This is a genomic window from Streptomyces sp. NBC_00029, from assembly GCF_045160505.1.
In the GTDB taxonomy this organism is placed as follows: Bacteria; Actinomycetota; Actinomycetes; order Streptomycetales; family Streptomycetaceae; genus Streptomyces.
This window is the reverse complement of record NZ_CP108292.1, coordinates 2,802,249-2,829,025: the sequence shown is the minus strand read 5'-3', so window position 1 is coordinate 2,829,025 and position 26,777 is coordinate 2,802,249. Positions and strand designations below refer to the sequence as shown.

The window sequence follows — 26,777 nt, the reverse complement described above, 5'->3', positions numbered from 1 at the left end:
GGGCGGAGCCCGGGAAACGGCGGGGCAGACGGAAGCGGCCCGTACCTCCCGGCGAGGGGAGGTACGGGCCGCTCGGGGCCGGGTTACGCCTTGCGGAGGCGGAACGTCAGGCCGAGGGGCTCGTCCGTGAACGGGTCACCGTAGGCCGCATCGGCATCGCCGGACGCGAAGTCCGTGGCGAGGACCTCGTCCGCGATCAGGCCCGCGTGGTCCGTGAGGGCCGTGACGACCTCCGGGTCCGCCGAGGACCACCGCAGCGCGATGCGGTCGGCCACATCGAGGCCGGAGTTCTTCCGGGCCTCCTGGATCAGGCGGATCGCGTCACGGGCCAGGCCCGCCAGCCGCAGCTCCGGCGTGATCTCCAGGTCCAGGGCGACCGTCGCGCCCGAGTCGGACGCCACCGACCAGCCCTCGCGCGGGGTCTCCGTGATGATGACCTCCTCCGGAGAGAGGGAGATCTCCTCACCGTTCAGCGAGATCACCGCCGAGCCCGACCGCAGGGCCAGGGACAGCGCCGCCGCGTCGGCCGCGGCCACCGCCTTCGCCACGTCCTGGACGCCCTTGCCGAAGCGCTTGCCCAGCGCCCGGAAGTTCGCCTTCGCCGTCGTGTCCACCAGGGACCCGCCGACCTCCGAGAGGGAGGCCAGGGAGGAGACGTTCAGCTCCTCCGTGATCTGCGAGTGCAGCTCGGGGGAGAGGGACTCGAAGCCCGAGACCGCGACCAGCGCGCGCGACAGCGGCTGGCGGGTCTTGACGCCGGACTCGGCGCGCGTCGCCCGGCCCAGCTCCACCAGCCGGCGGACCAGCTGCATCTGCTGGGACAGGGCCGGGTCGATCGCCGCCCGGTCCGCCACCGGCCACGACGACAGGTGCACCGACTCGGGGGCGTCCGGGGTCACCGGGACGACCATGTCCTGCCACACCCGCTCCGTGATGAACGGGGTCAGCGGGGCGAGGAGCCGGGTGACCGTCTCCACCACGTCGTGGAGGGTGCGCAGCGCGGCCGCGTCGCCCTGCCAGAAGCGGCGGCGCGAGCGGCGGACGTACCAGTTCGACAGGTCGTCCACGAAGGCGGAGAGGAGCTTGCCCGCGCGCTGGGTGTCGTACGACTCCATGGCCTCGGTGACCTCGGCGACGAGCGTGTGGAGCTCGGAGAGCAGCCACCGGTCGAGGACCGTGCGGTCGGCCGGGGCCGGGTCGGAGGCGGACGGCGCCCAGTTCGACGTACGGGCGTACAGGGCCTGGAAGGCCACCGTGTTCCAGTACGTGAGGAGGGTCTTGCGGACGACCTCCTGGATCGTGCCGTGGCCCACGCGACGGGCCGCCCACGGGGAGCCGCCGGCCGCCATGAACCAGCGCACGGCGTCGGCGCCGTGCGTGTCCATGAGCTGGATCGGCTCCAGGGTGTTGCCCAGGTGCTTGGACATCTTGCGGCCGTCCTCGGCGAGGATGTGGCCCAGGCAGACCACGTTCTCGTAGGAGGACTTGTCGAAGACGAGGGTGCCGACCGCCATCAGCGTGTAGAACCAGCCGCGCGTCTGGTCGATGGCCTCCGAGATGAACTGCGCCGGGTAGCGCTTCTCGAAGATCTCCTTGTTCTTGTGCGGGTAGCCCCACTGCGCGAACGGCATCGAGCCCGAGTCGTACCAGGCGTCGATGACCTCCGGCACGCGGACCGAGGGCAGGGAGCAGCCCTCGTGGGTGCAGGTGAAGGTCACGTCGTCGATGTACGGACGGTGCGGGTCCAGGTTCGACTGGTCGGTGCCCGTCAGGTCCGACAGCTCCGCGAGCGAGCCGACGCAGGTGAGGTGGTTCTCCTCACAGCGCCAGATCGGCAGCGGGGTGCCCCAGTAACGGTTGCGGGAGAGCGCCCAGTCGATGTTGTTGTTCAGCCAGTCGCCGAAGCGGCCCTGCTTGACGGAGTCCGGGAACCAGTTGGTCTTCTCGTTCTCCCGCAGCATCGCGTCCTTGACGGCGGTGGTGCGGATGTACCAGGACGGCTGCGCGTAGTAGAGCAGGGCCGTGTGGCAGCGCCAGCAGTGCGGGTAGCTGTGCTCGTAGGCGATGTGCTTGAAGAGCAGGCCGCGCGCGTCGAGGTCGGCGGTCAGCTTCTCGTCGGCCTTCTTGAAGAAGACGCCGCCGACCATCGGGACCTCCTCCTCGAAGGTGCCGTCGGGGCGGACCGGGTTCACGACGGGCAGGCCGTACGCGCGGCAGACCGCGAGGTCGTCGGCGCCGAAGGCGGGGGACTGGTGGACCAGACCGGTGCCGTCCTCGGTCGTGACGTACTCGGCGTTCACGACGTAGTGGGCCTCGGCCGGGAACTCCACGAGGGAGAAGGGGCGCTCGTACGTCCAGCGCTCCATCTCCTTGCCCGTGAAGGTCCGGCCGGTGGCCTCCCAGCCCTCGCCGAGGGACTTCTCGAGCAGCGGCTGGGCGACGACCAGCTTCTCTTCACCATTGGTCGCGACGACGTACGTGACCTCGGGGTGCGCGGCCACGGCCGTGTTGGACACCAGGGTCCACGGGGTCGTCGTCCAGACCAGCAGCGCCGCCTCGCCGGCGAGGGGGCCGGAGGTCAGCGGGAAGCGGACGTAGACGGAGGGGTCGACGACCGTTTCGTAGCCCTGGGCGAGCTCGTGGTCGGACAGGCCGGTGCCGCAGCGGGGGCACCAGGGGGCGACGCGGTGGTCCTGGGTGAGCAGACCCTTGTTGAAGATCTCCTTCAGCGACCACCACACGGACTCGACGTACTCGGGGTCCATGGTCCGGTAGGCGTCGTCCAGGTCGACCCAGTAGCCCATCCGGGTCGTGAGCTCGGTGAACGCGTCGGTGTGGCGGGTCACGGACTCGCGGCACTTGGCATTGAACTCGCCGATGCCGTACGCCTCGATGTCCTGCTTGCCGTTGAAGCCCAGCTCCTTCTCGACGGCGAGCTCGACGGGCAGGCCGTGGCAGTCCCAGCCGGCCTTGCGGGCCACGTGGTAGCCGCGCATGGTGCGGAAGCGGGGGAAGACGTCCTTGAAGACGCGGGCCTCGATGTGGTGCGCGCCGGGCATGCCGTTCGCGGTGGGCGGGCCCTCGTAGAAGACCCACTCGGGGCGGCCCTCGGACTGCTCCAGGGTCTTGGCGAAGGTCTTGCTCTCGCGCCAGAAGTCGAGGACGGCGTGCTCGAGGGCAGGCAGGTCGACCTGGGCGGGTACCGGGCGGTACTGCGGCGGTGTGGTCATGAGGCTGAACTCTTCCTCCGGCGGGGTGTCACTTCCGTCCGGAGGGACGAGAGCCGTTCCTGGGAATCCAGGACGCCTTGCTCCCGCGGTACCACCCTCCTTGGCCGCCGGACGGATCCGGTGGCCCCCTCATTGGGGTGCGAAGCCGGTTCTACTCGCCGTACGGGGATGCCGTGCGGGCTTTCTTCCGGCGGCTCAGGGGTGATCCTTCACATCGCGCTCGCCCCCGGGCTCTCACCGTCCCCGGGTCGCTCCTGGCTGCGTACGACGCTACTCGTCCCCGTCCATGCCTTTCGCTGGGCCCAGTGTACGGGCCCGCAGGGCGCGCGGCAGACCGGTTTTCGGGGGCCCGTGCGGGGGCCGACGCCCCGGCGTGGCGGGGGCGCGCGCAGGGTCCGCACGGGACCACGGCGTGACCCGAATGGGCCTGCGCAGCCGCTTGCGGATCGGGTGGGGCGGGAGTGGCGGATTACCGGGGCTCCTGATGGGCACAACGGATGCAGGTTGACCTCGATGGATGCGTGCCCCGTTGCCGCGGGGCCGGTGTCGATTTATCGTTCCGGCACGATTCGCGAGCAAAGATCACAGTATGTGAAGGGGCCGCGGCCATGGTGGCGAAGAAGACCGCCGGGAGTACTGCCAAGAAGGCTGTCGGGAAGGCCGCCGGGAAGGCGGAGGGCTCCGAGGAAGCGGCTCCCGCCAAGAAGGCGGCCGCTGCCCGGAAGACCGCTGCCGGTGCGTCGGCTCCGGACGGGAAGGCGACCGCCGTCAAGAAGACGACCGCCGTCGAGAAGCGGACGGCCACGGCCAAGAAGGCCGCGGCCGAGGGGGCGGCGCATGCCGCGAAGAAGACGGGAGTCCGGAAAGTGGTTGCCAAGAAGAGCGCAGGTACGGCGAGGAAGACGGCCGCGGCCGCCACCAGCGGGCTCCCCAAGGCACGGGCCACGGCGGCCCTGGCCCCGGGCGAGCTCGCCGTACGGCCCGGGGAGGACCCCTGGACCCCCAAGGAGGTCGAGGACGCCCGTACGGAGCTCCTGTCGGAGGTGCTGCGGCTGCGGGCCGAGCTCGACGCCTCCGAGGTGGCCATCTCCGGCCTCATGCGGGACTCCGGGGACGGTGCGGGCGACGATCAGGCCGATACGGGCACCAAGAACATCACCCGGGAGTCCGAGCTGGCCCTCGCGGCGAACGCCAGCTCGATGCTGGAGCAGACCGAGCGGGCCCTGGAACGGCTGGAGGCGGGCACGTACGGGCTCTGCGAGAGCTGTGGGCAGCCCATCGGCAAGGCCAGGATGCAGGCCTTCCCGCGGGCCACGCTGTGCGTGGACTGCAAGCAGAAGCAGGAACGGCGCCACTAGCCGGTGTCCTGCCGGGTCCGGCGGGCCCGGCAGGCGGGTCCCGGCCGGATTCGGGGAGGTGGGGCAGGCGGTCCGCGGGGGCCCTGACGTACCCTCGTGTCCGTCAGGGTCCAGGAGGAGCCTGTTCGAGCTAGTTCGAGGGACTCACGTGGCAGAGGCGGAGCGCATCATCGGTACGCCGGAGGTCGGGGACGACGCCCAGCCGGAGTCCGCCGGGCCCAAGGGGCGCCGGCGGATCGCGGCTCTGCTCGTCGTGGCGGTCCTCGCCTACCTGATCGACCTCGGCACCAAGATGCTGGTCGTGGCGAAGCTGGAGCACCAGCCGCCGATCGAGATCATCGGTGACCTGCTGAGGTTCGAGGCGGTCCGCAACCCGGGCGCCGCCTTCGGCTTCGGCGAGGCCTTCACCATCATCTTCACCTGCATCGCGGCCTCCGTGATCGTGGTGATCGTGCGGCTGGCCCGCAAGCTCTACAGCCTGCCGTGGGCGATCGCGCTCGGCCTGCTGCTGGGCGGTGCGCTGGGCAACCTGACCGACCGGATCTTCCGTTCGCCGGGCGTGTTCCGGGGTGCGGTCGTCGACTTCATCGCGCCGGCCCACTTCGCCGTCTTCAACATCGCCGACTCGGCGATCGTGTGCGGCGGCATCCTGATCGTCCTGCTGTCCTTCAAGGGTCTGGACCCGGACGGGACCGTCCACAAGGACTGATCGCGGGACGGCCCGTCCGCCCCGTCCTGCATACTCGACGGGTGAGTACGATTCCCGAGATCCGCACCCTGCCCGTTCCCGATGGCCTCGAGGGCGAGCGCGTCGACGCCGCCATCGCCCGTATGTTCGGATTTTCCCGGACGAAGGCGGCCGATCTCGCGGCCGCGGGGAAGGTGTCGGTCGACGGCAGTGTCGTCGGGAAGTCCGAGCGTGTGCACGGTGGCGCCTGGCTCGAAGTCGAGATGCCCGAACCGCCGCGTCCGGTCGAGCTCGTCGCCGAGCCGGTCCCCGGCATGGAGATCGTCCATGACGACGACGACATCGTCGTCATCATGAAGCCGGTGGGCGTCGCCGCCCACCCGAGCCCCGGCTGGACCGGCACCACCGTCATCGGCGGCCTCGCCGCGGCCGGCTACCGCATCTCCACCTCCGGCGCGTCCGAGCGCCAGGGCATCGTGCACCGCCTCGACGTCGGTACGTCCGGCCTCATGGCCGTCGCGAAGTCGGAGCGCGCCTACACCTCACTGAAGAACCAGTTCCGCGAGCGCGTCGTCGACAAGCGCTACCACGCGCTGGTCCAGGGCCACCCGGACCCGATGAGCGGCACGATCGACGCGCCGATCGGCCGGCACCCCAGCGCGGACTACAAGTGGGCGGTGATCCAGGACGGCAAGGCGTCCGTCACCCACTACGACCTGATCGAGGCCTTCCGCGCCGCCTCGCTGCTGGACATCAAGCTGGAGACCGGCCGTACGCACCAGATCCGCGTGCACATGTCCGCGCACCGGCACCCCTGCGTCGGCGACCTGACCTACGGCGCCGACCCGACCGTCGCGAAGCGGCTCGGCCTCACCCGGCAGTGGCTGCACGCGGTGCGGCTCGGCTTCGAGCACCCGTCGGACGGGCAGTGGGTCGAGTTCGAGAGCACCTACCCGGCGGACCTCCAGCACGCGCTGGACGTGATCCGGGCGGAGAGCGAGTGACCTCGCCGGTCCCGGGCACGGTCGAGGTCCGGGTCGCCGCCTCGGAGGAGGACCTGAAGGCGTGCTTCGCGGTGCGGTCCGAGGTCTTCGTGGTCGAGCAGTCGGTGCCGGAGTCGATCGAGTACGACGCGTACGACGCGGACGCGGTGCACGTGCTGGCCGTGGGCGCGGACGGTGTGCCGCTGGGCACGGGCCGGCTGCTGCACGGGCCGGTGGCCCTCGGCAAGACGGGCGACCTGACGGTCGGCTCGCTGGGCCGGCTGGCCGTGGCCAAGTCCGCGCGCGGGCTGGGCGTGGGTGTGGCGCTGGTGCGCGCGATCGAGGCGGAGGCGGCCCGGAGGGGGCTGGCCGCGGTCGATCTGGGCGCGCAGACGCACGCGCTGGGCTTCTACGAGCGGCTCGGGTACGTGGCCTACGGCCCGGAGTTCCAGGACGCGCGCATCCCGCACCGCGCGATGCGCCGCCCGCTCACGTAGCCGCCGCTGCCGGGGCCGGAAAATCCAGCCCCGCCGGCGATCGAGGCGCGGGCGCGGAGCGCCGTAGGGGGTTCGGGGCGGAGCCCGACACGGAGCCGCGGGCCCGTCACCGCACCGGCCAAGCGCAGCGGACTGGCAGGGTGGGGGAGTGGATCAGCTTGCTCTGCTGTTCGTCCTCCTGCTCGGGGCCGTCGTCACGGTGCCGCTCGGGGACCGGCTCGGACTGCCCGCGCCCGTGCTGATGACCATCGGCGGGGTGGTCCTCGCCCTGGTGCCGGCCGTGCCGAGCGTCGAGGTGCCGCCCGAGTTCATCCTGCCGCTGGTGCTGCCGCCGCTGCTGTACGCCTCCGTGCAGCGCACCTCCTGGCGGCAGTTCGCGGCCAACGTCCGGCCCATCCTGCTGCTGGCCGTGGCCCTGGTGTTCGTCACCACCGCGGCCGTGGCCGCCGTCGCCAACGCCGTCGTGCCCGGGCTGCCGATCGCCGCCGCCGTGGCCCTCGGCGCGCTCGTCGCCCCGCCCGACCCGGTGGCCGCCACCGCCGTCGCCGGATCGCTCGGACTGCCCCGCCGCATGGTGTCGATCCTGGAGGGCGAGGGTCTCTTCAACGACGTGACGGCGATCGTGCTCTACCACGTGGCCGTCGCCGCCGTCGTCAGCGGCAGCTTCTCCTGGCCCGACGCGCTCGGGGAATTCGTACTGTCCGCCGTGGTGGCCGTGGCCGTCGGGCTCGCGCTCGGCTGGGTCACCAACCGGCTCATGGGACTGCTCGGCGACGCCACCCTGCAGATCGGGCTGACGCTCCTGGTGCCCTTCGTCTCGTACGTGGTGGCGGAGGAGCTCCAGGGGTCGGGGGTGCTGGCCGTGCTGACGACTGCCCTGTTCCTCGCCGAGTACGCGAGCGACGCCGACGACGTGCTCGGGCGCCTCGCGGGGCACACCTTCTGGGAGGTCGTCGACATGCTGGTCACCGGCGTGGCCTTCGGACTGATCGGGCTGGAGCTGCACAACGTCTTCGGCACGGCGGAGGACCGGCTCTGGGAGATGGCCGGCTGGGCGGCGGTCGTGGTCGCGGTGGTGGTCGGAGTACGGCTGGTGTGGCTGCTGCCGGCCGGCTGGCTCACCAAGAAGCTGCACCAGTTGCGCGACTACGACGAGGAGATCCCGCTGAGCTGGCGGGAGAGCGTGGTGATGTGGTGGGCCGGGATGCGCGGCGTGGCCTCGGTGGCCCTGGCGCTGGCCATTCCGCTGCGGACGGACGCAGGGGAGCCGTTCCCCGGGCGGGACCAGATCATCTTCATCGCGTTCGCGGTGATCATGACGACGTTGGTGTGCCAGGGGCTGACGCTGCCGTGGCTCGTGCGGCGGCTGGGAGTGGAGGCCGACACGGACGCCTACCGGGACGCCGAGCGGCAGCTGGCGATCCGCGCCGCGAAGGCCGCGAAGCAGCGCCTGAAGGAGATCCAGGAGGCGGAGGAGCTGCCGGAGGACCTGGTCGAGCAGCTCTACCGGCGGGCGTACGAGGTGGGGGCCAGGATCAGCCCCGACATGGTGGACGAGGAGCGGCGCGAGGCGTACGCGAAGCGGGTGGAGCGGCTCCACGACATCCAGCGGATCCAGCGGGAGATGATGTCGGCCGCCCGCCACGAGGTCCTGGCCGCCCGCAGCGAACCCGGCTCCGATCCGGAGATCGTGGACCGGGTGCTGCGACATCTGGACGTACGGAGCCTGCGCGCTCCCTGAACGGGGCTGTGTGCCCGTGCCCCCTCAGGTGCCGGCGGGGGCGAGCCGCAGGGAGAGGCGTTCCACGGCGCGCAGGAGGCGGACGTAAGGGGACCAGCGGGCTTTTCGGGCGATCGTGCCCGTGCACGCCAGTTCGGCGAGGTCCAGGCAGTCCTCCAGGACGGCGTCGTGCGCCGAGCGGAAGGCCAGCGGCCAGGTGATGCGGGCGAGGCCGGTGATCCGCATCGCGATGGTGTGCCGCAGGGCGGTGCGCTCGGCGTCGACGGGCAGCACGGTGAACTCGTGGAAGCCGTGGAATCCGCGTGGCCCGGTGAAGGTGAAGCGGACCCAGGTCCCCGGCACGTAGGCGGCCACGGTGTAGCGCACCGGTCCGTGTCCGCCCACCGCCCCGACGCCCAGGGGGCGGTCGAACTCCATCTCCTCCCACAGCCGTCCGGGCCACAGCCGGTCGTCCTCCCCGCAGGCCAGCGTGTCGATGAGTGCGCCGACCTTGCTCTCCTTCGCCGTGATCAGACGCTCGTGCACGTTGTAGACGCCCATGGCCCGGTTCTCCCCTTCGCATTATTAGAGATAGGTCTCTAATAATCTGGAGGGTACTCTCTGATTCATGGCGAGACCACCCCGCTTCGACACCGACCAGATCCTCGACGCCGCCGTCCGGCTGGCAGCCTCCGGCGGCCCGGGCGGCGTGAGCATGTCCGCCGTCGCCCAGGCGATCGGCGCGCCCAGCGGCTCCATGTACCACCGCTTCGCCGGGCGCAGCGCGCTGCTCGCCGAGGTGTGGCTGCGTACCGTCGAGCGGTTCCAGGAGGGCTACTTCGCCTGCCTGCACAGCGACCCCGACCCCCGGCTGGCCGCCCGCGCGGCGGCCCGGCACGTCGTCGGCTGGAGCCGCGCCCACCCCGAGGAGGCGGCCCTGCTGCTGCACGGCCCGTGGGAGTTCGGCCGCGCCGACTGGTCCGAGGAGCACACCGGACGCGCGGACTCCGGCAACCGGCGCGTGTACGGCGCCCTCCACACCCTCGCCGCGTCCCTCGGCGCGACGGAGCCCCAGGACCTGGACCGCATCACACTGGCGCTGGTCGACCTGCCGCTCTCGGTCGTCCGCCGCCACCTGCGCGCCAGCGAGCCGCTGCCGCCGCACGCCGAGGACCTCGCCGAGGAGAGCGCGGCGGCGCTCCTCGCCGCCCCCACCGCCGCCGCCTAGCCGCCCGCCGGGCCCTCCGCGGCCGGGGCGGTGGCGATGTGGGGGAGGGCGTACGGGTGGTGGGCCACCAGCCAGGTGATCAGGCGTTCGCGCACCGCGCAGCGCAGCGTCCAGAGGTCGTCGGCGTCCTTCGCCGTGACCACGGCGCGGACCTGGACCGTGTGCGGTGTGGTGTCCGTCACGGCCAGCCCGCCCCCGCGGCCGTCCCACTCCGGGATCTCCTTCAAGATGTCCTGGAGGCGGTCCCGCATCAAGCCGATCGGCGCGCTGTGGTCCAGGTGCCAGAAGACCGTTCCGGTCATCTGCGCCCCGCCGCGCGACCAGTTCTCGTAGGGCTTGCTCGTGAAGTACGAGACGGGCATCGTGATGCGCCGCTCGTCCCAGGTGCGGACCGTCAGGAAGGTCAGGGTGATCTCCTCGACCCGGCCCCACTCCTTGTCCACCACCACCGTGTCGCCGATGCGGACGGTGTCGCCGAAGGCGATCTGCAGGCCTGCGAAGAGATTGCTCAGGGAGGCCTGGGCGGCGATGCCCGCCACGATGCCGAGGACGCCCGCCGAGGCCAGCAGCGAGGCGCCGACCGCACGCATCGGCGGGAAGGTCAGCAGCATCGCAGCCACCGCGACCACGACCACCAGCGCCGTGACCACCCGGTGGATCAGCGTGACCTGGGTGCGGACCCGGCGGACCCGGGCGTCGTCCTCGGTCACGGCGGCGTAGCGCGCGTAGGTGGAGTCGACCGCGGCCGTCGCGATGCGCACCGCCAGCCAGGCCGCGGACGCGATCAGTACGAGGGTGAGGAACCGGCCGACGCCGAGGTGATGGCCGGGGAGGATCCCGGCCTGCCGGTACGAGGCTCTGAGCAGCGAGGTGCACAGCACCACCTGGAAGGGCAACCGGCAGCGGCGCAGCAGGCCCCACAGAGGGGTCTCGGTGTGCCGGGCGTCGGCCCGGCGCAGCAGCAGGTCCAGCAGCCATCCCGCGATCAGGGTGGCGACCAGTGCGCCGCCGATGACCGTGACGGGGCGCAGGACGTTCTCCATCTCCATGGGGATGAACGTAGCTGGCACGATGGAGGCATGAACATCATGCTTTTCCATTCGACGTACGGGCTGCGGCCCGCGGTGCACGCGGCGGCCGACCGGCTGCGCGCGGCCGGGCACCAGGTCCAGGTGCCGGATCTCTTCGAGGGACGCACTTTCGGGACCGTCGAGGAGGGCATGGCCCACCGGGACGAGATCGGCCGTGACGAACTGCTGAAGCGCGCGGTGCTGGCCTCCGCCCCCTACTCGGACCAGGGGCTGGTCTACGCGGGCTTCTCCTTCGGCGGCTCGGTCGCCCAGCACCTGGCGATGGCCGACGAGAAGGCGCGCGGGCTGCTGCTCCTGCACGGGACGGCGGACCTGGAGGACGGCGCCTCGGTGGACGACCTGCCCGTGCAGCTGCACATCGCCGACCCGGACCCCTTCGAGCCGCACGACTGGCTGACCGCCTGGTACCTGCGGATGCAACGGGCGGGCGCCGACGTGGAGGTCCACAGCTACCCGGGGGCCGGGCACCTGTTCACCGACCCGGAGCTGGACGACTACGACGCCGAGGCCGCCGAGCAGGTCTGGAAGGTCGCGGTCGGTTTCCTCGACGACCTGCAGCCGGGCGCGTAGGCGCGGAGAACGAAGGGGCCCGGCCCGGCGGATGCCGGACCGGGCCCTTGTCGCAGGGGAGGGTCAGCCCGCCCGGTACGCGGTCCAGCTGCTCGACATGCGAGCCACCTGGCCGGCGGTGAACTGGTACATGCACGAGTCGTACGTGTAGTCCATGAAGTTGCGGATCGGGTCCGCACCGGGCTTGCTCGCGCAGCTGTCGCGCCCGGTCGGGCACTCGTACGCGGCGCTCTTCTCGGCCGGGGTGTCGGAGACGTAGTCGCCGTTGCCGTTACAGCCGCCCTGGAAGGTGTGGTACAGCCCCAGCCAGTGGCCGACCTCGTGGGTGGCGGTGTCACCCTCGTTGTAGTTGGCCGCGGAGCCGCCCGGCAGCGAGCTGTCGAGCACGACCACGCCGTCCATCTTGGGGCTGGAGGCGTAGGAGGTCGGGAAGGTCGCCCAGCCCAGCAGGCCGCCGGAGAGCTTGGCGGTGTAGAAGTTGAGCGCGCCCGGACCACCCTTGCGCAGGGTGTTCTTCATGTCCTTCTCGGCCTGGGAGCCGGAGGCCAGGTTGTACCAGGAGGCGTTGTCCGTGTAATCGGTGGCCGCCAGGGTGAACTGGAAGTTCGTGTTGACGTTTCCGGTTCCCTGGCCGCCGTAGGCCGCGTTGAGGACCGCCAGCTGCTTGCTGACGTCCGTGGCCGTCAGCTTTCCGGTGGTGCCGGAGTGCACGACGTGGAAGTACACGGGGATGTTCACGACGGCCTCGGCAGCGGCGAGGCTGCGCTGCGGCTGGTTCTTGAGGGCCTTGTCGAGCTTGGCTCTCAGGTCGGCGTCCATGGCCTTCGCCTGCGCGTCGCTGACGGCGTTGGGCTCGTCCGCGTGCTCGTCGTGGGCGCGCGCCACACGGGCGTTCGCGGCGCCGGAGGCGGCGGGCTGGTCGGCGCAGACCTCGGCGGGGGACTTGGCGGCCGCGAGCGTGGTGGGGGACGCGAGCGGAGTGAAGGCCAGGGTTCCGGCCAGAACCGCCGTGCCCATCAGGCGGCGGCGGAGAAGGGGGGATATGCGGGCAACTGCGCGCACGTGTGCTCCTCGCGTGGGGGGTTGTGAGGGTGGTGGCCTGAAGGATCTTCTTCAGCTGGCGGGAAGCTTATGTGTGCATGACATATTCAGGTCAAGTGCTCTACGTAAAAGATTTGTTGCTTCTGATGCACATGGGGCGCCTGGTATGTACCAGGCGCCCCATGTGGCAGGAAATTTGACGGTCAATCAGCGAACCGGCTGATGGACCCTCTCCACCTTCTGGGTCCCGTTCAGCGTCCGGAACGACCGCGTCCACGCGGACGTGGCACCCGGCTGCCGCTTGTCGGACACCACGTAGTAGTCCATCTGCGAGCGCTCCGCCGTCACGTCCAGCACGCCGTAGCCGTGCGCGTCCATGTCGAGCCACTTCACGTGCCAGTTGGCGGCCTTGACGGCCGACTCGGCGACCAGCGAGACGGTGTCCGGCAGGACGTGCAGGATGTCGTCGAGGTTGTCCGAGGTCACCGAGGTGACGACGAACTCGGTCGCCGCCGTCCCCGAGCCCGGGTACGTGGCCATGTTCACCGGTACCTCGTTCGCCCAGGCCATGTGGATGTCGCCGGTCAGGAACACGGTGTTCTTGACGTTGCGCTCCAGCAGGTGGCCCAGCAGCTCCTTGCGGTCGTCCGTGTAGCCGTCCCACTGGTCCACGTTGATCGCGAGGCCGCCCTCGGGCAGGCCGAGCAGCTTGGCCAGCGGCTTCAGCAGGTGCGCGGGCAGCGAGGCGAAGGCCACCGGCGAGATCATCACCGAGGTGCCGACCAGCTTCCACGTCGCGGCCGAGCCCGCGAGCCCCGACTTGAGCCAGTCCAGCTGGGCGCGCCCGGTGATGGTGCGCTCCGGGTCGTCCACCGCGCCGCTGCCGACCTTGACCTGCTGCGAACGGAAGGACCGCAGGTCCAGCAGGTGCAGGTCGGCGAGGGTGCCGAAGCGCAGCCGCCGGTAGACGGTCCCCGCGATGGAGGCGCGTACGGGCATCCACTCGAAGTACGCCTGCTTGGCTGCGGCCGCGCGGGCCGCCCACTCGCCCTCGGCGCCCGGCGTGTGGTTCTCGGCGCCGCCGGCCCAGGTGTCGTTGGCGAACTCGTGGTCGTCCCAGATGGCGATGACCGGGTGCGCGTGGTGCAGGGCCTGGAGATCGGTGTCCGTCTTGTACTTGCCGTGCCGCGTGCGGTAGTCGGCCAGCGAGACGATCTCGTGCTTCGGCTCGTGCGGACGTACGACGTACTTCGCCTCCGGATATCCCCCGGACTGGTACTCGTAGATGTAGTCGCCCAGGTGCAGGACCGCGTGCAGATCCGTGCGGGCCGCCAGGTGGCGGTAGGCGGAGAAGTAGCCGGACTCCCAGTTGGCGCAGGAGACCACGCCGAAGCGGACCCCTTCGGTCGTCGCCTCGTGGGCCGGGGTGGTCAGGGTGCGCCCGACGGGGGAGGCCGCGGCGCCGGCGGTGAACCGGTACCAGTACGGCGTCTGCGGCTGGAGCCCGCGCACGTCCACCTTGACCGTGTGGTCGGTGGCGGCGCTCGCGGTCACCGAGCCGGAGGCGACGATACGGGAGAAGGCCTTGTCGGAGGCCACTTCCCAGCCCACCTGGGTGGCCGGGCCGAGGCCGGAGCCGGGTACGGCCTCCGGCGTCGGGGTGACCCGGGTCCACAGCAGGACCCCGTCGGGCAGCGGGTCGCCCGAGGCGACGCCGTGCAGGAAGGCGGGTGCGGTGCCTGCCGCGTGGGCGGCCCCGGCGCCCAGCGAGGTCAGGGGGGCCAGCGCGGCGGTGGCCGCGGCGGCGAGAACGACCGTACGGCGACCGGGAGTCGCCGTGGTCCGGGAGGGGGTGAGATGACTGGTCACGGATGATCATATTACCGACGGGTACACCCGCGGGAACAGATGTGGGAATGCAACAGGCGGGCGAACTCTGGGAGTTCGCCCGCCTGTTGACGCGGCCCGTCCGGAAAGCTCGTCCCGGATTGTCCAGGGATCAGCCCTGCAGCGCCTTGTCGATCGCCGCCGTGAACTGCTCCGCCGTCGACGGGGTCTCGATCTTCTTGCCGTCCATCTTCAGGGTCGGCGTGCCCTTCACCCCGGACTTGTCGAAGGTCTTCGACATCTCCAGCGCCCACCGGTCGTACGTGCCGTCCTCGACGGCCTTCTTGAACTCGGCGTTGCCCTTGAGCGCCGGGACCGTGTCCGCGACCTTCACCAGGTAGTCGTCCTTGGCGAAGCTGTCGACGGTCTCCTCCGGGTGCAGGTCCTTGGAGTAGAGCGCGGCCTTGTACTGCAAGAAGGCCTCCGGGCTGACGTTCAGCGCGGCACCCAGGGCACTCAGCGCGTTCTTCGAGCCCTCGCCCTTGACGGCGTTGTCGATGAAGGTGGCACCGATGTACTGGAGCTTGTACTTGCCGGCGTCGACGTCCTTCTTGATCTGCTCACCGGCCGCCTGCTCGAAGGAGGCGCAGGCCGGGCAGCGCGAGTCCTCGTACAGCTCCAGGGTCTTCTTCGCGTCGGCCTTGCCGACGACGACCGTGGTGCCGTCCTCGCCCTCGGTGTTCTTCGGCTTGACCAGCTCGGCCTTGGCGGCCTTCTCCCAGTAGGAGGGCTGGTTGGCCTGCATGACCCCGTAGGCGATGGCGCCGATCACGCCGAGCGCGACCAGGACCCCGCCCGCCACTGTCACCTGGCGGCGCACCTTGTCCTTCTTGGCCTGTGCCTCGCGCTCGGCGCGCAGCCGCTCGCGGGCCGCTGCCTTGTTCGCCTGGCTGTTGCGTGAACTCATCGTGATCTCCGTGGGGTGTGACGTGTGGAAGGGACTGCCGTACGTGCGTCAGGCGCGGGCGAGCGCGCCGAGCACGGGGGGTCCCCGCCGTCCCACGGAGTGTGCGGGGAACCGGGTGCGCGCCCTGGTGCCCGAGAGCACCGACCGCAGCAGCTCCCGCGCCGGCCGGCCGGCCACCGCCACCGAAGCCGCGGCCAGCAGCAGCGGCCGGAACGCGAAGGCGGCCATGGCCCGCAGCAGCCGGCCCAGCGCCCGCTCGCCGTGGCGCAGCCAGCCGGCGGCCAGCAGTCCCACCGAGACGTGGGCGCCGAGCAGCAGCCACGGTGTGTACGGGCCGGGCGCGGCCAGCAGCGCGGCCGCATCGGCGGCGGGCCCGGTGACCTCGGTCAGCGGCCCGCCCACGGGCGTGCCGCCGCACAGCGCGTCCAGACCGATGGCGCGCAGCGGGCCCGCGACGGGACCGCCGGCCGGGCCGTAGCAGAGGTGCTGCCCGGCGGTGAAGACGGTGTCGGCGGCCAGCTCCAGCGGGACGAGCAGCGCGGCGATGGGGCCGAAGCCCCGCTCGCGGCCGGCGAGCGCGTAGGTGATCGCGAACACACCCGCGAAGGCCCCGGCCACCAGCGCGGGCGGCAGCGGGACCCGGGACATCAGGACGTGCGAGCCGGACGAGAGCAGCACGACGAGCGCGCTGAACAGCGCGGCCCGCAGCCCTCTGAGTCCCGTCCCCGAAACGTCCATCCTCGCGAGTGTGCCATGCGTTCCTGTGGAACAGACGTTCAGGGAGTGAGACGCCCGTTACGGAACAGGTCCACGAAGATCTGGTGGTCGGCGCGCGCCCGGGCCCCGTACGCGTGGGCGAAGTCCACGAGCAGCTCCGGGAAGCCCTTCTCGTCGGCGGCGATCGCCGCGTCGATGGCCCGCTCGGTGGAGAAGGGGACCAGGGTCTGCCCGCTCTCGTCCGCGTCGGCGGCCCCGTGCATGGTCGCCGTCGCCCGGCCCAGGTCCGCGACGACGGCCGCGATCTCCTCCGGGTCGTCCAGGTCGGACCAGTCCAGGTCCACCGCGTAGGGGGAGACCTCCGCGACCAGCTGGCCGCTGCCGTCCAGCTCCGTCCACCCCAGCCACGGGTCGGCGTGGGCCTGCAGGGCGCGCTGGGAGATGACCGTACGGTGCCCCTCGTGCCGGAAGTACTCCCGCACCGCCCGGTCCGTGATGTGCCGGGAGGCCGCCGGGGTCTGCGCCTGCTTGAGGTAGATCACGACGTCGTTCTCCAGGGCGTCGCTGTGCCCCTCCAGCAGGATGTTGTAGGAGGGCAGGCCCGCCGAACCGATCCCGACGCCGCGGCGCCCCACCACGTCCTTGACCCGGTAGGAGTCCGGCCGCACGAGCGACTCGTCGGGGAGGGTCTCCAGATACCCGTCGAAGGCGGCCAGCACCTTGTAGCGGGTGGCGGCGTCCAGCTCGATGGAGCCCCCGCCGGAGGCGAAGCGGCGCTCGTAGTCCCGTATCTCCGTCATGGAGTCCAGGAGGGAGAAGCGGGTCCGGGAGCGGGCCGAGCGCAGGGCGGCCAGCAGCGGGCCCTCGGCGGTGTCCAGGGTGAAGGAGGGTACTTCCTCGTTCTTGGCGCCGGCCGCCAGGCGGTGGATCCGCTCCCGGTAGGCGCCGGCGTAGATCCGCACCAGCTCGCTTATCTGGTCGTCGCTGAGCGCCTTGGTGTAGCCGATCAGGGCGACGGAGGCGGCGAACCGCTTCAGGTCCCAGGTGAAGGGGCCGACGTAGGCCTCGTCGAAGTCGTTGACGTTGAAGATCAGCCGGCCGTTGGAGTCCATGTACGTGCCGAAGTTCTCGGCGTGCAGGTCACCGTGGATCCACACCCGGCCCGTCCGCTCGTCCAGGAACGGCCCGCCGTGCCGGTCCCGCTCCAGGTCGGAGTAGAAGAGGCAGGCCGTGCCCCGGTAGAAGGCGAAGGCCGAGGCCGCCATCTTGCGGAATTTGACCTGGAAGGCAGCGGGGTCGGCGGCGAGGAGCTCACCGAACGCGGTGTCGAACACATCGAGGATTTCCTCGGCGCGCTGCTCGTCGGTCGTCTCGGGGACCGCCATGGCGGGTGCCTCCTGGTGCACGTGCTGTTTCAGGTTCCGACCGACTGGACGCCGGACCGGTCCTCCTGGTTCTGCAACGCCCGACCGTACCGCTCAGTGCCCGCGATCTGTCACCCGGCCGACGTAGGATTCGAAGCTGCCCCCTCACCCCCGCCCCCGGAGGACCCGCGCCGTGACAAAGCCGCCGTTCACGCACCTGCACGTCCACACCCAGTACTCCCTGCTGGACGGTGCCGCGCGGCTGAAGGACATGTTCAACGCGTGCAACGAAATGGGCATGACGCACATCGCGATGTCCGACCACGGCAATCTGCACGGCGCCTATGACTTCTTCCACACGGCGCAGAAGGCCGGGGTCACGCCGATCATCGGCATCGAGGCGTACGTCGCCCCCGAGTCCCGGCGCAACAAGCGGCGCATCCAGTGGGGCCAGCCGCACCAGAAGCGCGACGACGTCTCCGGTTCCGGCGGTTACACCCACAAGACCATCTGGGCGTCGAACGCCACCGGCCTGCACAACATCTTCCGGCTGTCCTCCGACGCGTACGCCGAGGGCTGGCTCACGAAGTGGCCGCGGATGGACAAGGAGACCATCTCCAAGTGGTCCGAGGGCCTGATCGCCTCCACCGGCTGCCCGTCCGGCGAGGTGCAGACCAGGCTGCGGCTCGGCCAGTTCGACGAGGCCGTGCAGGCCGCCTCCGACTACAAGGACATCTTCGGCGAGGGGCGCTACTTCCTGGAGCTGATGGACCACGGCATCGAGATCGAGCGCCGGGTCCGCGACGGCCTGCTGGAGATCGGCAAGAAGCTCGGCATCCCGCCGCTGGTGACGAACGACTCCCACTACACGTACGCCAGCGAGGCCGGCGCCCACGACGCCCTGCTCTGCATCCAGACCGGCAAGAACCTCTCGGACCCGGACCGCTTCCGCTTCGACGGCACCGGTTACTACCTGAAGTCGACCGACGAGATGTACGCGATCGACTCCTCGGACGCCTGGCAGGAGGGCTGCGCCAACACGCGGCTGGTCGCGGACCAGATCGAGACCGAAGGCATGTTCAAGTTCCGGAACCTGATGCCGAAGTTCGACATCCCGGACGGCCACACCGAGGTCAGCTGGTTCCGCGAGGAGACCATGCGCGGCATGCACCGCCGCTACCCCGGAGGCATTCCGGAGGACCGGATGCAGCAGGCCGAGTACGAGATGGACACGATCATCTCGATGGGCTTCCCCGGCTACTTCCTCGTGGTCGCCGACTTCATCATGTGGGCCAAGAACCAGGGCATCGCGGTGGGCCCGGGCCGAGGCTCCGCGGCCGGCTCGATCGTCGCGTACGCCATGGGCATCACCGACCTCGACCCGCTCACCCACGGTCTGATCTTCGAGCGCTTCCTGAACCCCGAGCGCGTCTCCATGCCCGATGTCGACATCGACTTCGACGAGCGCAGGCGCGTCGAGGTGATCCGGTACGTGACCGAGAAGTACGGCGCCGACAAGGTCGCCATGATCGGCACCTACGGCACCATCAAGGCCAAGAACGCGATCAAGGACTCGGCCCGTGTACTGGGCTACCCCTACGCCATGGGCGACCGGCTCACCAAGGCCATGCCCGCCGACGTCCTCGGCAAGGGCATCCCGCTCTCCGGCATCCTCGACCCGCAGCACCCCCGCTACGGCGAGGCCGGCGAGATCCGCGGGATGTACGAGAACGAGCCGGACGTGAAGAAGGTCATCGACACCGCCCGCGGTGTCGAGGGCCTGGTCCGCCAGATGGGCGTGCACGCCGCCGGCGTGATCATGTCCAGCGAGACGATCACCGACCACGTACCCGTCTGGGTGCGGCACACCGACGGCGTCACCATCACCCAGTGGGACTACCCGAGCTGCGAGTCGCTCGGCCTGCTGAAGATGGACTTCCTCGGCCTGCGCAACCTCACGATCATGGACGACGCCGTCAAGATGGTGAAGGCCAACAAGGGGATCGACATCGATCTCCTCGGCCTCCCGCTCGACGACCCCAAGACCTTCGAACTGCTCGGCCGCGGCGACACCCTCGGCGTCTTCCAGTTCGACGGCGGGCCCATGCGCTCCCTGCTGCGCCTGATGAAGCCCGACAACTTCGAGGACATCTCCGCCGTCTCGGCCCTGTACCGGCCGGGCCCGATGGGCATGAACTCGCACACGAACTACGCCCTGCGCAAGAACAAGCAGCAGGAGATCACCCCGATCCACCCCGAGCTGGAGGGTCCGCTCGAAGAGGTGCTCGCGGTCACCTACGGCCTGATCGTCTACCAGGAGCAGGTCCAGAAGGCCGCCCAGATCATCGCCGGGTACTCGCTCGGCGAGGCCGACATCCTGCGCCGCGTGATGGGCAAGAAGAAGCCCGAGGAGCTGGCGAAGAACTTCGTCATCTTCGAGGAAGGCGCCAAGAAGAAGGGCTTCAGCGACCAGGCGATCAAGGCGCTGTGGGACGTCCTGGTCCCCTTCGCCGGCTACGCCTTCAACAAGGCCCACTCGGCCGCGTACGGCCTGGTCTCCTACTGGACCGCCTACCTCAAGGCGAACTTCCCGGCCGAGTACATGGCCGGCCTGCTCACCTCGGTCAAGGACGACAAGGACAAGTCCGCGATCTACCTGAACGAGTGCCGCCGGATGGGCATCAAGGTCCTGCCGCCGAACGTGAACGAGTCCGAGCCGAACTTCGCGGCCCAGGGCGACGACGTGATCCTCTTCGGCCTCACCGCGGTGCGCAACGTCGGCACGAACGTCGTGGAGTCGATCATCAGGACCAGGAAGGCGAAGGGGAAGTTCTCCTCCTTCCCCGACTTCCTGGACAAGGTCGAGGCCGTCGTCTGCAACAAGCGCACCGTCGAGTCGCTGATCAAGGCCGGCGCCTACGACGAGATGGGCCACACCCGCAAGGGCCTGGTCGCGCACCACGAGCCGATGATCGACAACGTGGTCGCGGTCAAGCGCAAGGAGGCCGAGGGACAGTTCGACCTCTTCGGCGGAATGGGTGACGAGAACGCGAGCGACGAGCCCGGCTTCGGCCTCGACGTGGAGTTCTCCGACGTCGAGTGGGAGAAGTCCTACCTGCTCGCCCAGGAGCGCGAGATGCTCGGCCTCTACGTCTCCGACCACCCGCTCTTCGGCCTGGAGCACGTGCTCTCCGACAAGACCGACGCCGGAATCTCCCAGCTGACCGGCGGCGAGCACTCCGACGGCGCGGTCGTCACCATCGGCGGCATCATCTCGGGCCTCCAGCGCAAGATGACCAAGCAGGGCAACGCCTGGGCCATCGCCACCGTCGAGGACCTGGCCGGCTCCATCGAATGCATGTTCTTCCCCGCGACCTACCAGCTCGTCTCCACCCAGCTGGTCGAGGACACCGTGGTCTTCGTCAAGGGCCGCCTCGACAAGCGCGAGGACGTCCCCCGCCTGGTCGCCATGGAGATGATGGTCCCCGACCTCTCCTCCGCCGGCACCAACGCCCCGGTGGTCCTCACCATCCCCACCGTGAAGGTCACCCCGCCGATGGTGACCCGTCTGGGCGAGATCCTGCGCCACCACCAGGGCAACAGCGAAGTCCGCATCAAGCTCCAGGGACCCCGCACCACCACCGTGCTGCGTCTCGACAAGCACCGGGTCAAGCCCGACCCCGCCCTCTTCGGCGACCTCAAGGTGCTGCTCGGGCCGTCCTGCCTGGCCGGATAGCATCCCGGGCACGAGAGCGGCAGTACGCGCGGAAGGGCCCGCCCGGTGTCACCGGGCGGGCCCTTCCGCGTTCGAGTACGGCCGTCAGTTGTGGCCGAACTTCTTCTCCTTGCGCTTGTGCGCCATGTCCATCGGGCTCGGCGCCGAGGAGGGCATCGACTCGGTCTCCGACGTGCCCTTGGTCGGATCCTGCCCCGACCGGGGCTGCTGCTTGGCGGGCTGCTTCTGGTTCTTGTTCTTGGCCATGGTGGAACCTCCGTGAGGGTCTAGGGGCCAGGACCGCCTTCACACTCACACAGGGCCAGAAACCGCGCATTTTGGATCATTACTGCGCGTAGCCGGTGCCCCCCGCCCCGTCGGGAGTGAGATCCGCCACGCCGATGATCGAGTTCCGGCCTTCAACGCCCTTGGGGTCGGGCAGACTCGGGGAACCCGCCGAAAAGCACAGAGGACCCCCAGGGAAGAGGGTGGAACGCGTGGACCGCTGCGTCGTCCTGGTGGACGCCGGCTACCTGCTGGGTGCCGCCGCCAGCCTTCTCGCCGGGGAGCCCTCCCGCTCCCGGATCACCATCGACCATGCCGCCCTCATCCAGGGCCTGCGCGAGCGGGCCGAGGCCGACACCGAGCAGCCCCTGCTGCGCATCTACTGGTTCGACGGCGCGCCCGACCGGGTGCCCCAGCCCGAGCACCGGCGGCTGCGCGTCATGCCGCGCGTCACCGTCCGCCTGGGCGCCCTGACCCGGAGCGACGGCCGCTGGGCGCAGAAGGGCGTCGACGCCGCCATGCACGCCGAGCTCACCGAGCTCGCCCGCAACCGGGCCTGCTCCGACGTCGTACTCGTCACCGGCGACGGAGACCTGCTGCCCGGCCTGATGTCCGCCAAGGAACACGGCGTCGCCGTCCACCTGTGGGCCGTCCAGGCCGCCGACGGGGACTACAACCAGTCCGAGGACCTCGTCGCCGAGGCCGACGAACGCCGCGTCCTGGACCGGGCCTGGATCACCCGGGCCGTCCGCGCCAAGGACCTCACCGGACTGTGCTCCCCGCCGCCCGCACCCCGCCCCGACATCGCCGCCATCCTCTCGGCGCCGCTGCCCGAGGCCGCGCTCGCCGAGGCCGCCCGCAACGGCGCCGCCGTCACCGGCGAGGAGGAGCCGGGCGGGGTCCCCGTACCGGCGCCCACCACCCCCGGCGGCAAACCCGTACCGACCCCCAAGGACCTCGCCGGAGCCCTGCGCGCCCCCGGACAGCAGGGCGGCCCGCAGGCCGCGCCGAGCGGCGCCCACGCCCCCGCCAGCGCCCTGCGCTGGTCCTCCGACAAGGGCTGGATCGACCGGGCCGGACCGCTGGGCGAGCCCGCCGAGACCGCCTCGCTGCCCACCCTCGCCCAGCTCACCAGCGCCGAACAGCGCTGGGCGGACCGGGAGGAGGACATCACCACCGTCGGCGGCGACCCGTTCGAGGTGGGACAGGTGTTCGCCCGGCGCTGGATGGAACGCCTCCCGGAGACCGTGCACCTGCAGAAGCTGGCCACGATGTACCCGCGGATCCCGCACCGGATCGACGGCGAACTGCTGCGCTACGCCGCCCGGTTCGGGCTGCTCGCGCACAAGGACGACCAGATCGACGAGCACGACCGCTACGCCATCAGGGCCGGGTTCTGGCGGGAGATCGACGTCCGCGCCGCCGCCGAACACGTGGCCGCCGTACCGGCCTCCGCGCCCGGAGCCGGCCCCGGCGACCTCGCCGCCCCGCTGACCCCGACGGCCGAGTAGGGGCGGGAACCCCGTAGGCTGCTCCCTCGTGAGTACGGGCACAGCACAGGCGCGAGAAGGCACGGCGGCAGCCGCAGGAGCGGCGCCGGACGTGATTTGCGCGGTGCGTGACCTGGTCAAGACGTATCCCGCGGTACGCGGCCGGCGCGGGGCCCCCGCCCTGCCCGAGACCCGCGCCAACGACGGGATCTGCCTGGACGTCCGGCGCGGCGAGATCTTCGGCCTGCTCGGCCCCAACGGCGCCGGCAAGTCCACGCTGGTCCGCCAGCTCACCGGCCTGATGCGGCCCGACTCCGGCTCGGTGACCCTGCTCGGCCACGACCTCGTACGCCACCCCGAGCGGGCCGCGCGGCTCCTGGCCTACCTGGGGCAGGAATCCACCGCCCTGGACGAGCTCACCGTGGCGCTTGCCGTCGAGACCACCGGACGGCTGCGCGGGCAGGGCGTCCGCGCCGCCCGCGCCGCACGCGACGCCGTGCTCGAGGAACTCGGGCTGACCGCGATCGCAGGACGGGCCCTGAAGAAACTCTCCGGCGGCCAGCGCCGCCTCGCCTGCTTCGCCACCGCACTGGTGGGGGAGCGGCCCGTACTCGTCCTCGACGAGCCCACCACCGGGATGGACCCGCTGGCCCGGCGGGCCGTGTGGTCCGCCGTCGACCGGCGGCGCGCGCAGCACGGCACGACGGTGCTGCTCGTCACCCACAACGTCATCGAGGCCGAGACCGTCCTGGACCGGGTCGCCGTCGTCGACCAGGGCAAGGTCATCGCCTGCGACACGCCCGCCGGGCTCAAGGCCACCGTCTCGGGCGAGGTCCGGCTGGAGCTGGTGTGGCGCGAGGACGCTCCGCTGGAGGTGCCGGAGGTCGCCCGGCTGCGCGACCTGGCCGTCGAGTCCGGGCGCCGCTGGGTGCTCCGGCTGGCGCCGGACCAGGCGAGGGCGGCGGTGGCCTCGGTCACCGGGAGCCCCGCATTCGCCGCGCTCGACGACTTCACCCTGGCGACCCCCAGCCTGGAAGACGTGTACCTGGCCCTCGGCGGTAGGACGAAAGGGCTGGTGAAGTCGTGAGCGACCGTTCCACGGGAGCCGTCCGGGCCGTGCTCGAGCCCGGTACCGCGCCGTCACCGGCCGTGGGCGCCGCGCCGGCGGCCGCGGACGACGGCCGTGCCCAGGCACCGCAGCCCGCACCGCTGGCGCCCCGCGCGCGCTTCTTCCCCGCCCTGGCCGCCGTGTACCGGGCCCAGCTGTCCCGCGCCCGGGTGGCACGCATCCCGCTGCTGTTCGTCGCGACCTTCCAGTCCGTCGGGATCATGATCCTGATGCGGGGCGTCGTCGACGGGGGATCCGAGGCCCGCGCCGTCGTCGCCGGGTCCTCGGTGCTCGTCGTCGCCTTCGTCGCGCTGAACCTGCTCGCCCAGTACTTCGGGCAGCTGCGGGCCGGCGGCGGGCTCGACCATTACGCCACCCTGCCGGTGCCGCCCGCGTCCGTGGTGCTGGGCGCGGCCGCCGCGTACGCCTCCTTCACGCTGCCCGGCACCCTCGTCACCGCCGTCTTCGGCTGTCTGCTCTTCGGGCTGCCGATGAGCGGGCTGTGGATCCTGGCCGCCGTCGTTCCGCTGGCCGGGGCCGCACTGGCCGGACTCGGCGCGGCGCTGGGGCTGCTGGCACCGCGGCAGGAGCTGGCCACCCTCGCGGGGCAGCTCGGCATGTCGGCGGCGCTGCTGCTCGGGGTGCTGCCGCCGGAACGGATGCCGGACGTGATCGTGTGGGCCCGCGACCTGCTGCCGTCCACGTACGGCGTCGAGGCGTTCGCCCGTACCTTCGCCCCGGAACCGGACTGGGCCGCCGTCGCCTTCGACCTGGGCGTGTGCGGGGCCGTGGGCGTCCTCTCGCTGACCGTCGCGACCTGGGCGTACCGCCGGGCGGCCGTCCGCTGAAGCGGTCCGCCGACGCCGCTGCCGGGCACACCTGGCACGATGTGGGGGTGACCGAAGCCGTGACCCCGCCCTCCCCCCTCGACCCGCCGCCGCTCCCGCCCGAGAAGCCGGGCGCCGCCGCCGGGGCGATCACCCCGGAGGACATCCGTGACGGGGCCGTCGTCGCCCTGCTCGTCGGGCTGGCCGGACTGCTCCTCGGCCTGCTGTGGGTGTGGCTGGCGCCCCGCGTGCAGTACGTCTCCAACGGGGAGGCCGTGTTCCTGCGCGACAGCGAGAGCGAGGCGCGGATCGCCTCCGACGGCACCTTCTTCCTGCTGTCGCTCGGGCTGGGCGTGCTGAGCGCCGTCGGCACCTTCCTGTGGCGCCGGGCCGGTGGCGTGCCGCTGGTGATCGGGCTCGGGCTCGGGGCCGTGTTCGGCGCGCTGGTGGGGTGGCGGTTCGGGCTGTGGCTGGGACCGTCGTCGGACCTGGTCGCCGCCGCGAAGGCGGCGGGCAAGGGGGTTCCGTTCGACGCGCCGCTGGAGCTGCTCGCGCACGGGGCGCTGCTGGCGTGGCCGATGACCGCCGTGCTGCTGCACCTCGGGCTGACCGCGTTGTGGTCGCCGCGGGAGCCCGATCCCGAGCCCGTGCACGGCTGGAGCGGGTACTACCAGGCGCCGCCGCCCGCCGGCTCCGCCTCCTCGGCCCCGGAGACCCCCCGCGCCTGATCCCGCAGGGCTCCGCCCCGGCACGACCCGAAGGAGACGGCTCAGGCGCGGGCGATCGGGGCCAGGGTGGCTGCGGTGAGGGTGGTCAGGTCCGACGGGGAGAGTTCGATCTCCAGTCCGCGGCGGCCCGCCGAGCAGCAGACCGTGGCGTGCTCCGAGGCCGAGGTGTCGATCACCGTACGCAGCCGCTTGCGCTGTCCCAGCGGGGAGATGCCGCCGCGGACGTAGCCCGTGGTGCGCTCTGCCAGGGCCGGGTCGGCCATCGCCGCCCGCTTGCCGCCCACCGCCGTCGCCAGGGCCTTGAGGTCCAGTGATCCCGACACCGGGACCACCGCCACCGTCAGGACCCCGTCCACGTCCGCGACCAGGGTCTTGAACACCTGGGCGGGCGAGACGCCGAGCGCCTGCGCGGCCTCCTCCCCGTACGAGGGATGCGCCGGGTCGTGCTCGTAGGCGTGCGTGGTGAAGGCGACGCCCGCCGCCGTCAGGGCGACGATCGCCGGGGTGCCTGCCGCCTGCTTGGTCTTCTTCGCCATCGGGGTGCGCTCAGTTCGGGCTCGTCGGGGCACGGGTCAGGTCCACCGCCGGCAGGGACGGGAGGTGGCGGATCACCGCCGTCTCCGTACGCAGCAGCTTCAGCTCCTCCGCCAGCCGGGTCGCGGTGTCCGGGGCCTGGAGCAGCCGCTGCTTCGCGGGGATGTCCAGTACCGCCGCCGCGGCCACCAGGTAGGAGACCACCGAGGGCTCGTCGGGGAGCTCCGCGCCGGTCAGGGACCGCTCCCGGGCCCCGGCCAGCCGCTTCTGGTAGGTGCGGAAGGCCCGCAGCACCCCCTCGGCCAGGACGCCCGCACCGTCGCCCGCGTCCTCCGGCAGCTCCTCCAGCTCCGCCGTCAGGAAGGGACCCGAGGCGTCGACCGAGACCAGACGGACCCGCGTCGTACCGGTCGCCAGGACCTCGAAGCTGCCGTCCTCCCGCTCCCGGACGGTCGCCGCGTCGGCGATGCAGCCCACCCGGTGGAAGGACTGGATCGGGTCGGGGCCGAAGCCCGCCGCCGGGCCGCGCTCGGGCAGGGCCGTCTGGTCCGGCAGGCCGGGCGCGGTCGGCGCGACCTCCCGGCCGTCGCGGATCGCGACGACCGCGAAGCGTCGCGGCTCGTCCTCGCCCGTCTTCAGCAGCTCGCGCATCATGGCGCGATAACGCTCCTCGAAGATGTTCAGCGGGAGGACGAGTCCCGGGAACAGCACCGAGTTCAGCGGGAAGAGGGGCAGGCGAACGGTGGTCACCTGGCACAGGGTAATCGCCCGGGACCCGGAGGGTGTCCGGCGTTTGAGGGGCGGACGGC

Annotated in this window: 23 protein-coding genes; 12 read left to right on the top strand and 11 right to left on the bottom strand. The window is 71.3% G+C overall.

Features of this window, described 5'->3' with window-relative positions; all coding sequences use genetic code 11:
• Positions 1-83: 83 nt before the first annotated feature.
• Complete coding sequence (gene ileS / locus OG753_RS13560; protein ID WP_327262051.1) at positions 84-3,230, bottom strand: isoleucine--tRNA ligase; 3,147 nt, start codon at positions 3,228-3,230, stop codon at positions 84-86.
• A gap of 608 nt (positions 3,231-3,838) precedes the next feature.
• Between ileS and OG753_RS13555 the strand changes: the two genes are divergently transcribed.
• From OG753_RS13555 to OG753_RS13535, 5 genes are all read left to right on the top strand, one after another.
• Entirely contained in the window at positions 3,839-4,588 is a 750-nt protein-coding gene (locus OG753_RS13555; RefSeq protein WP_327262050.1) for a TraR/DksA family transcriptional regulator, read from the top strand.
• Between the two features lie 148 nt (positions 4,589-4,736).
• Complete coding sequence (gene lspA, locus OG753_RS13550) at positions 4,737-5,297, top strand: signal peptidase II (RefSeq protein WP_327262049.1); 561 nt, start codon at positions 4,737-4,739, stop codon at positions 5,295-5,297.
• 41 nt (positions 5,298-5,338) lie between these two features.
• Entirely contained in the window at positions 5,339-6,280 is a 942-nt protein-coding gene (locus OG753_RS13545; RefSeq protein WP_327262048.1) for an RluA family pseudouridine synthase, read from the top strand.
• A complete protein-coding gene (locus OG753_RS13540; protein ID WP_405788578.1) occupies positions 6,277-6,756 on the top strand; it encodes a GNAT family N-acetyltransferase in 480 nt (159 codons plus the stop codon). Before OG753_RS13545 ends, OG753_RS13540 begins: the two co-directional genes overlap by 4 nt.
• A 148-nt stretch (positions 6,757-6,904) precedes the next feature.
• Entirely contained in the window at positions 6,905-8,497 is a 1,593-nt protein-coding gene (locus tag OG753_RS13535; RefSeq protein WP_327262046.1) for a Na+/H+ antiporter, read from the top strand.
• Between the two features lie 24 nt (positions 8,498-8,521).
• Here OG753_RS13535 and OG753_RS13530 read toward each other — a convergent pair whose 3' ends face one another.
• Positions 8,522-9,037, bottom strand: a complete 516-nt coding sequence (locus tag OG753_RS13530; RefSeq protein WP_405788577.1) for an SRPBCC family protein — start codon at positions 9,035-9,037, stop codon at positions 8,522-8,524.
• A 67-nt stretch (positions 9,038-9,104) separates the two neighbouring features.
• Between OG753_RS13530 and OG753_RS13525 the strand changes: the two genes are divergently transcribed.
• Positions 9,105-9,704 carry a TetR/AcrR family transcriptional regulator gene (locus tag OG753_RS13525; RefSeq protein WP_405788575.1) on the top strand — a complete coding sequence of 200 codons (600 nt, stop codon included), beginning with the start codon at positions 9,105-9,107 and terminating at the stop codon, positions 9,702-9,704.
• Here the strand turns inward: OG753_RS13525 and OG753_RS13520 are convergent.
• Positions 9,701-10,747, bottom strand: a complete 1,047-nt coding sequence (locus tag OG753_RS13520; RefSeq protein WP_327266742.1) for a mechanosensitive ion channel domain-containing protein — start codon at positions 10,745-10,747, stop codon at positions 9,701-9,703. The genes OG753_RS13525 and OG753_RS13520 overlap by 4 nt on opposite strands.
• 36 nt (positions 10,748-10,783) lie before the next feature.
• Between OG753_RS13520 and OG753_RS13515 the strand changes: the two genes are divergently transcribed.
• Positions 10,784-11,365: a dienelactone hydrolase family protein gene (locus tag OG753_RS13515; RefSeq protein WP_327262043.1), complete on the top strand. Its 582-nt coding sequence runs from the start codon at positions 10,784-10,786 to the stop codon at positions 11,363-11,365.
• A gap of 63 nt (positions 11,366-11,428) precedes the next feature.
• Here OG753_RS13515 and OG753_RS13510 read toward each other — a convergent pair whose 3' ends face one another.
• The 5 genes from OG753_RS13510 to OG753_RS13490 form a co-directional block, all read right to left on the bottom strand.
• The gene (locus OG753_RS13510; RefSeq protein ID WP_327266741.1) at positions 11,429-12,382 is read right to left on the bottom strand and encodes a zinc metalloprotease; all 954 of its coding nucleotides are present in this window, start codon (positions 12,380-12,382) and stop codon (positions 11,429-11,431) included.
• Positions 12,383-12,613: 231 nt separating this feature from the next.
• Entirely contained in the window at positions 12,614-14,275 is a 1,662-nt protein-coding gene (locus OG753_RS13505; protein WP_327262042.1) for an alkaline phosphatase D family protein, read from the bottom strand.
• Positions 14,276-14,405: 130 nt separating this feature from the next.
• Complete coding sequence (locus tag OG753_RS13500) at positions 14,406-15,200, bottom strand: DsbA family protein (RefSeq protein ID WP_327262041.1); 795 nt, start codon at positions 15,198-15,200, stop codon at positions 14,406-14,408.
• A 48-nt stretch (positions 15,201-15,248) separates the two neighbouring features.
• Positions 15,249-15,938, bottom strand: a complete 690-nt coding sequence (locus OG753_RS13495; protein ID WP_327262040.1) for a hypothetical protein — start codon at positions 15,936-15,938, stop codon at positions 15,249-15,251.
• Positions 15,939-15,976: 38 nt separating this feature from the next.
• Entirely contained in the window at positions 15,977-17,302 is a 1,326-nt protein-coding gene (locus OG753_RS13490) for a DUF2252 domain-containing protein (protein ID WP_327262039.1), read from the bottom strand.
• A 172-nt stretch (positions 17,303-17,474) separates the two neighbouring features.
• On the opposite strand from OG753_RS13490, the gene dnaE reads away from it, so the two are divergent.
• Positions 17,475-21,017 (top strand): DNA polymerase III subunit alpha, encoded by a 3,543-nt coding sequence (gene dnaE, locus OG753_RS13485; protein WP_327262038.1) that lies wholly within the window; start codon positions 17,475-17,477, stop codon positions 21,015-21,017.
• A gap of 84 nt (positions 21,018-21,101) precedes the next feature.
• Here the strand turns inward: dnaE and OG753_RS13480 are convergent, their stop codons facing one another.
• A complete protein-coding gene (locus OG753_RS13480) occupies positions 21,102-21,263 on the bottom strand; it encodes a hypothetical protein (protein WP_181382758.1) in 162 nt (53 codons plus the stop codon).
• Positions 21,264-21,484: 221 nt separating this feature from the next.
• Here OG753_RS13480 and OG753_RS13475 point away from each other — a divergent pair, with 221 nt between their 5' ends.
• From OG753_RS13475 to OG753_RS13460, 4 genes are all read left to right on the top strand, one after another.
• A complete protein-coding gene (locus OG753_RS13475) occupies positions 21,485-22,792 on the top strand; it encodes an NYN domain-containing protein (RefSeq protein WP_327262037.1) in 1,308 nt (435 codons plus the stop codon).
• Positions 22,793-22,820: 28 nt separating this feature from the next.
• Positions 22,821-23,858, top strand: coding sequence for an ABC transporter ATP-binding protein (locus OG753_RS13470; protein ID WP_405788572.1), 1,038 nt, complete (start codon positions 22,821-22,823; stop codon positions 23,856-23,858).
• A gap of 62 nt (positions 23,859-23,920) precedes the next feature.
• Positions 23,921-24,727 carry an ABC transporter permease gene (locus tag OG753_RS13465; RefSeq protein WP_327266739.1) on the top strand — a complete coding sequence of 269 codons (807 nt, stop codon included), beginning with the start codon at positions 23,921-23,923 and terminating at the stop codon, positions 24,725-24,727.
• 47 nt (positions 24,728-24,774) lie between these two features.
• Positions 24,775-25,434 carry a hypothetical protein gene (locus tag OG753_RS13460; protein ID WP_327262036.1) on the top strand — a complete coding sequence of 220 codons (660 nt, stop codon included), beginning with the start codon at positions 24,775-24,777 and terminating at the stop codon, positions 25,432-25,434.
• Between the two features lie 41 nt (positions 25,435-25,475).
• Here the strand turns inward: OG753_RS13460 and ybaK are convergent, their stop codons facing one another.
• Together ybaK and OG753_RS13450 are read right to left on the bottom strand one after the other, a co-directional pair.
• Positions 25,476-25,970 carry a Cys-tRNA(Pro) deacylase gene (gene ybaK / locus OG753_RS13455; protein WP_327262035.1) on the bottom strand — a complete coding sequence of 165 codons (495 nt, stop codon included), beginning with the start codon at positions 25,968-25,970 and terminating at the stop codon, positions 25,476-25,478.
• Positions 25,971-25,980: 10 nt separating this feature from the next.
• Positions 25,981-26,718, bottom strand: coding sequence for an LON peptidase substrate-binding domain-containing protein (locus tag OG753_RS13450; RefSeq protein ID WP_327262034.1), 738 nt, complete (start codon positions 26,716-26,718; stop codon positions 25,981-25,983).
• Between the last annotated feature and the right edge of the window lie 59 nt (positions 26,719-26,777).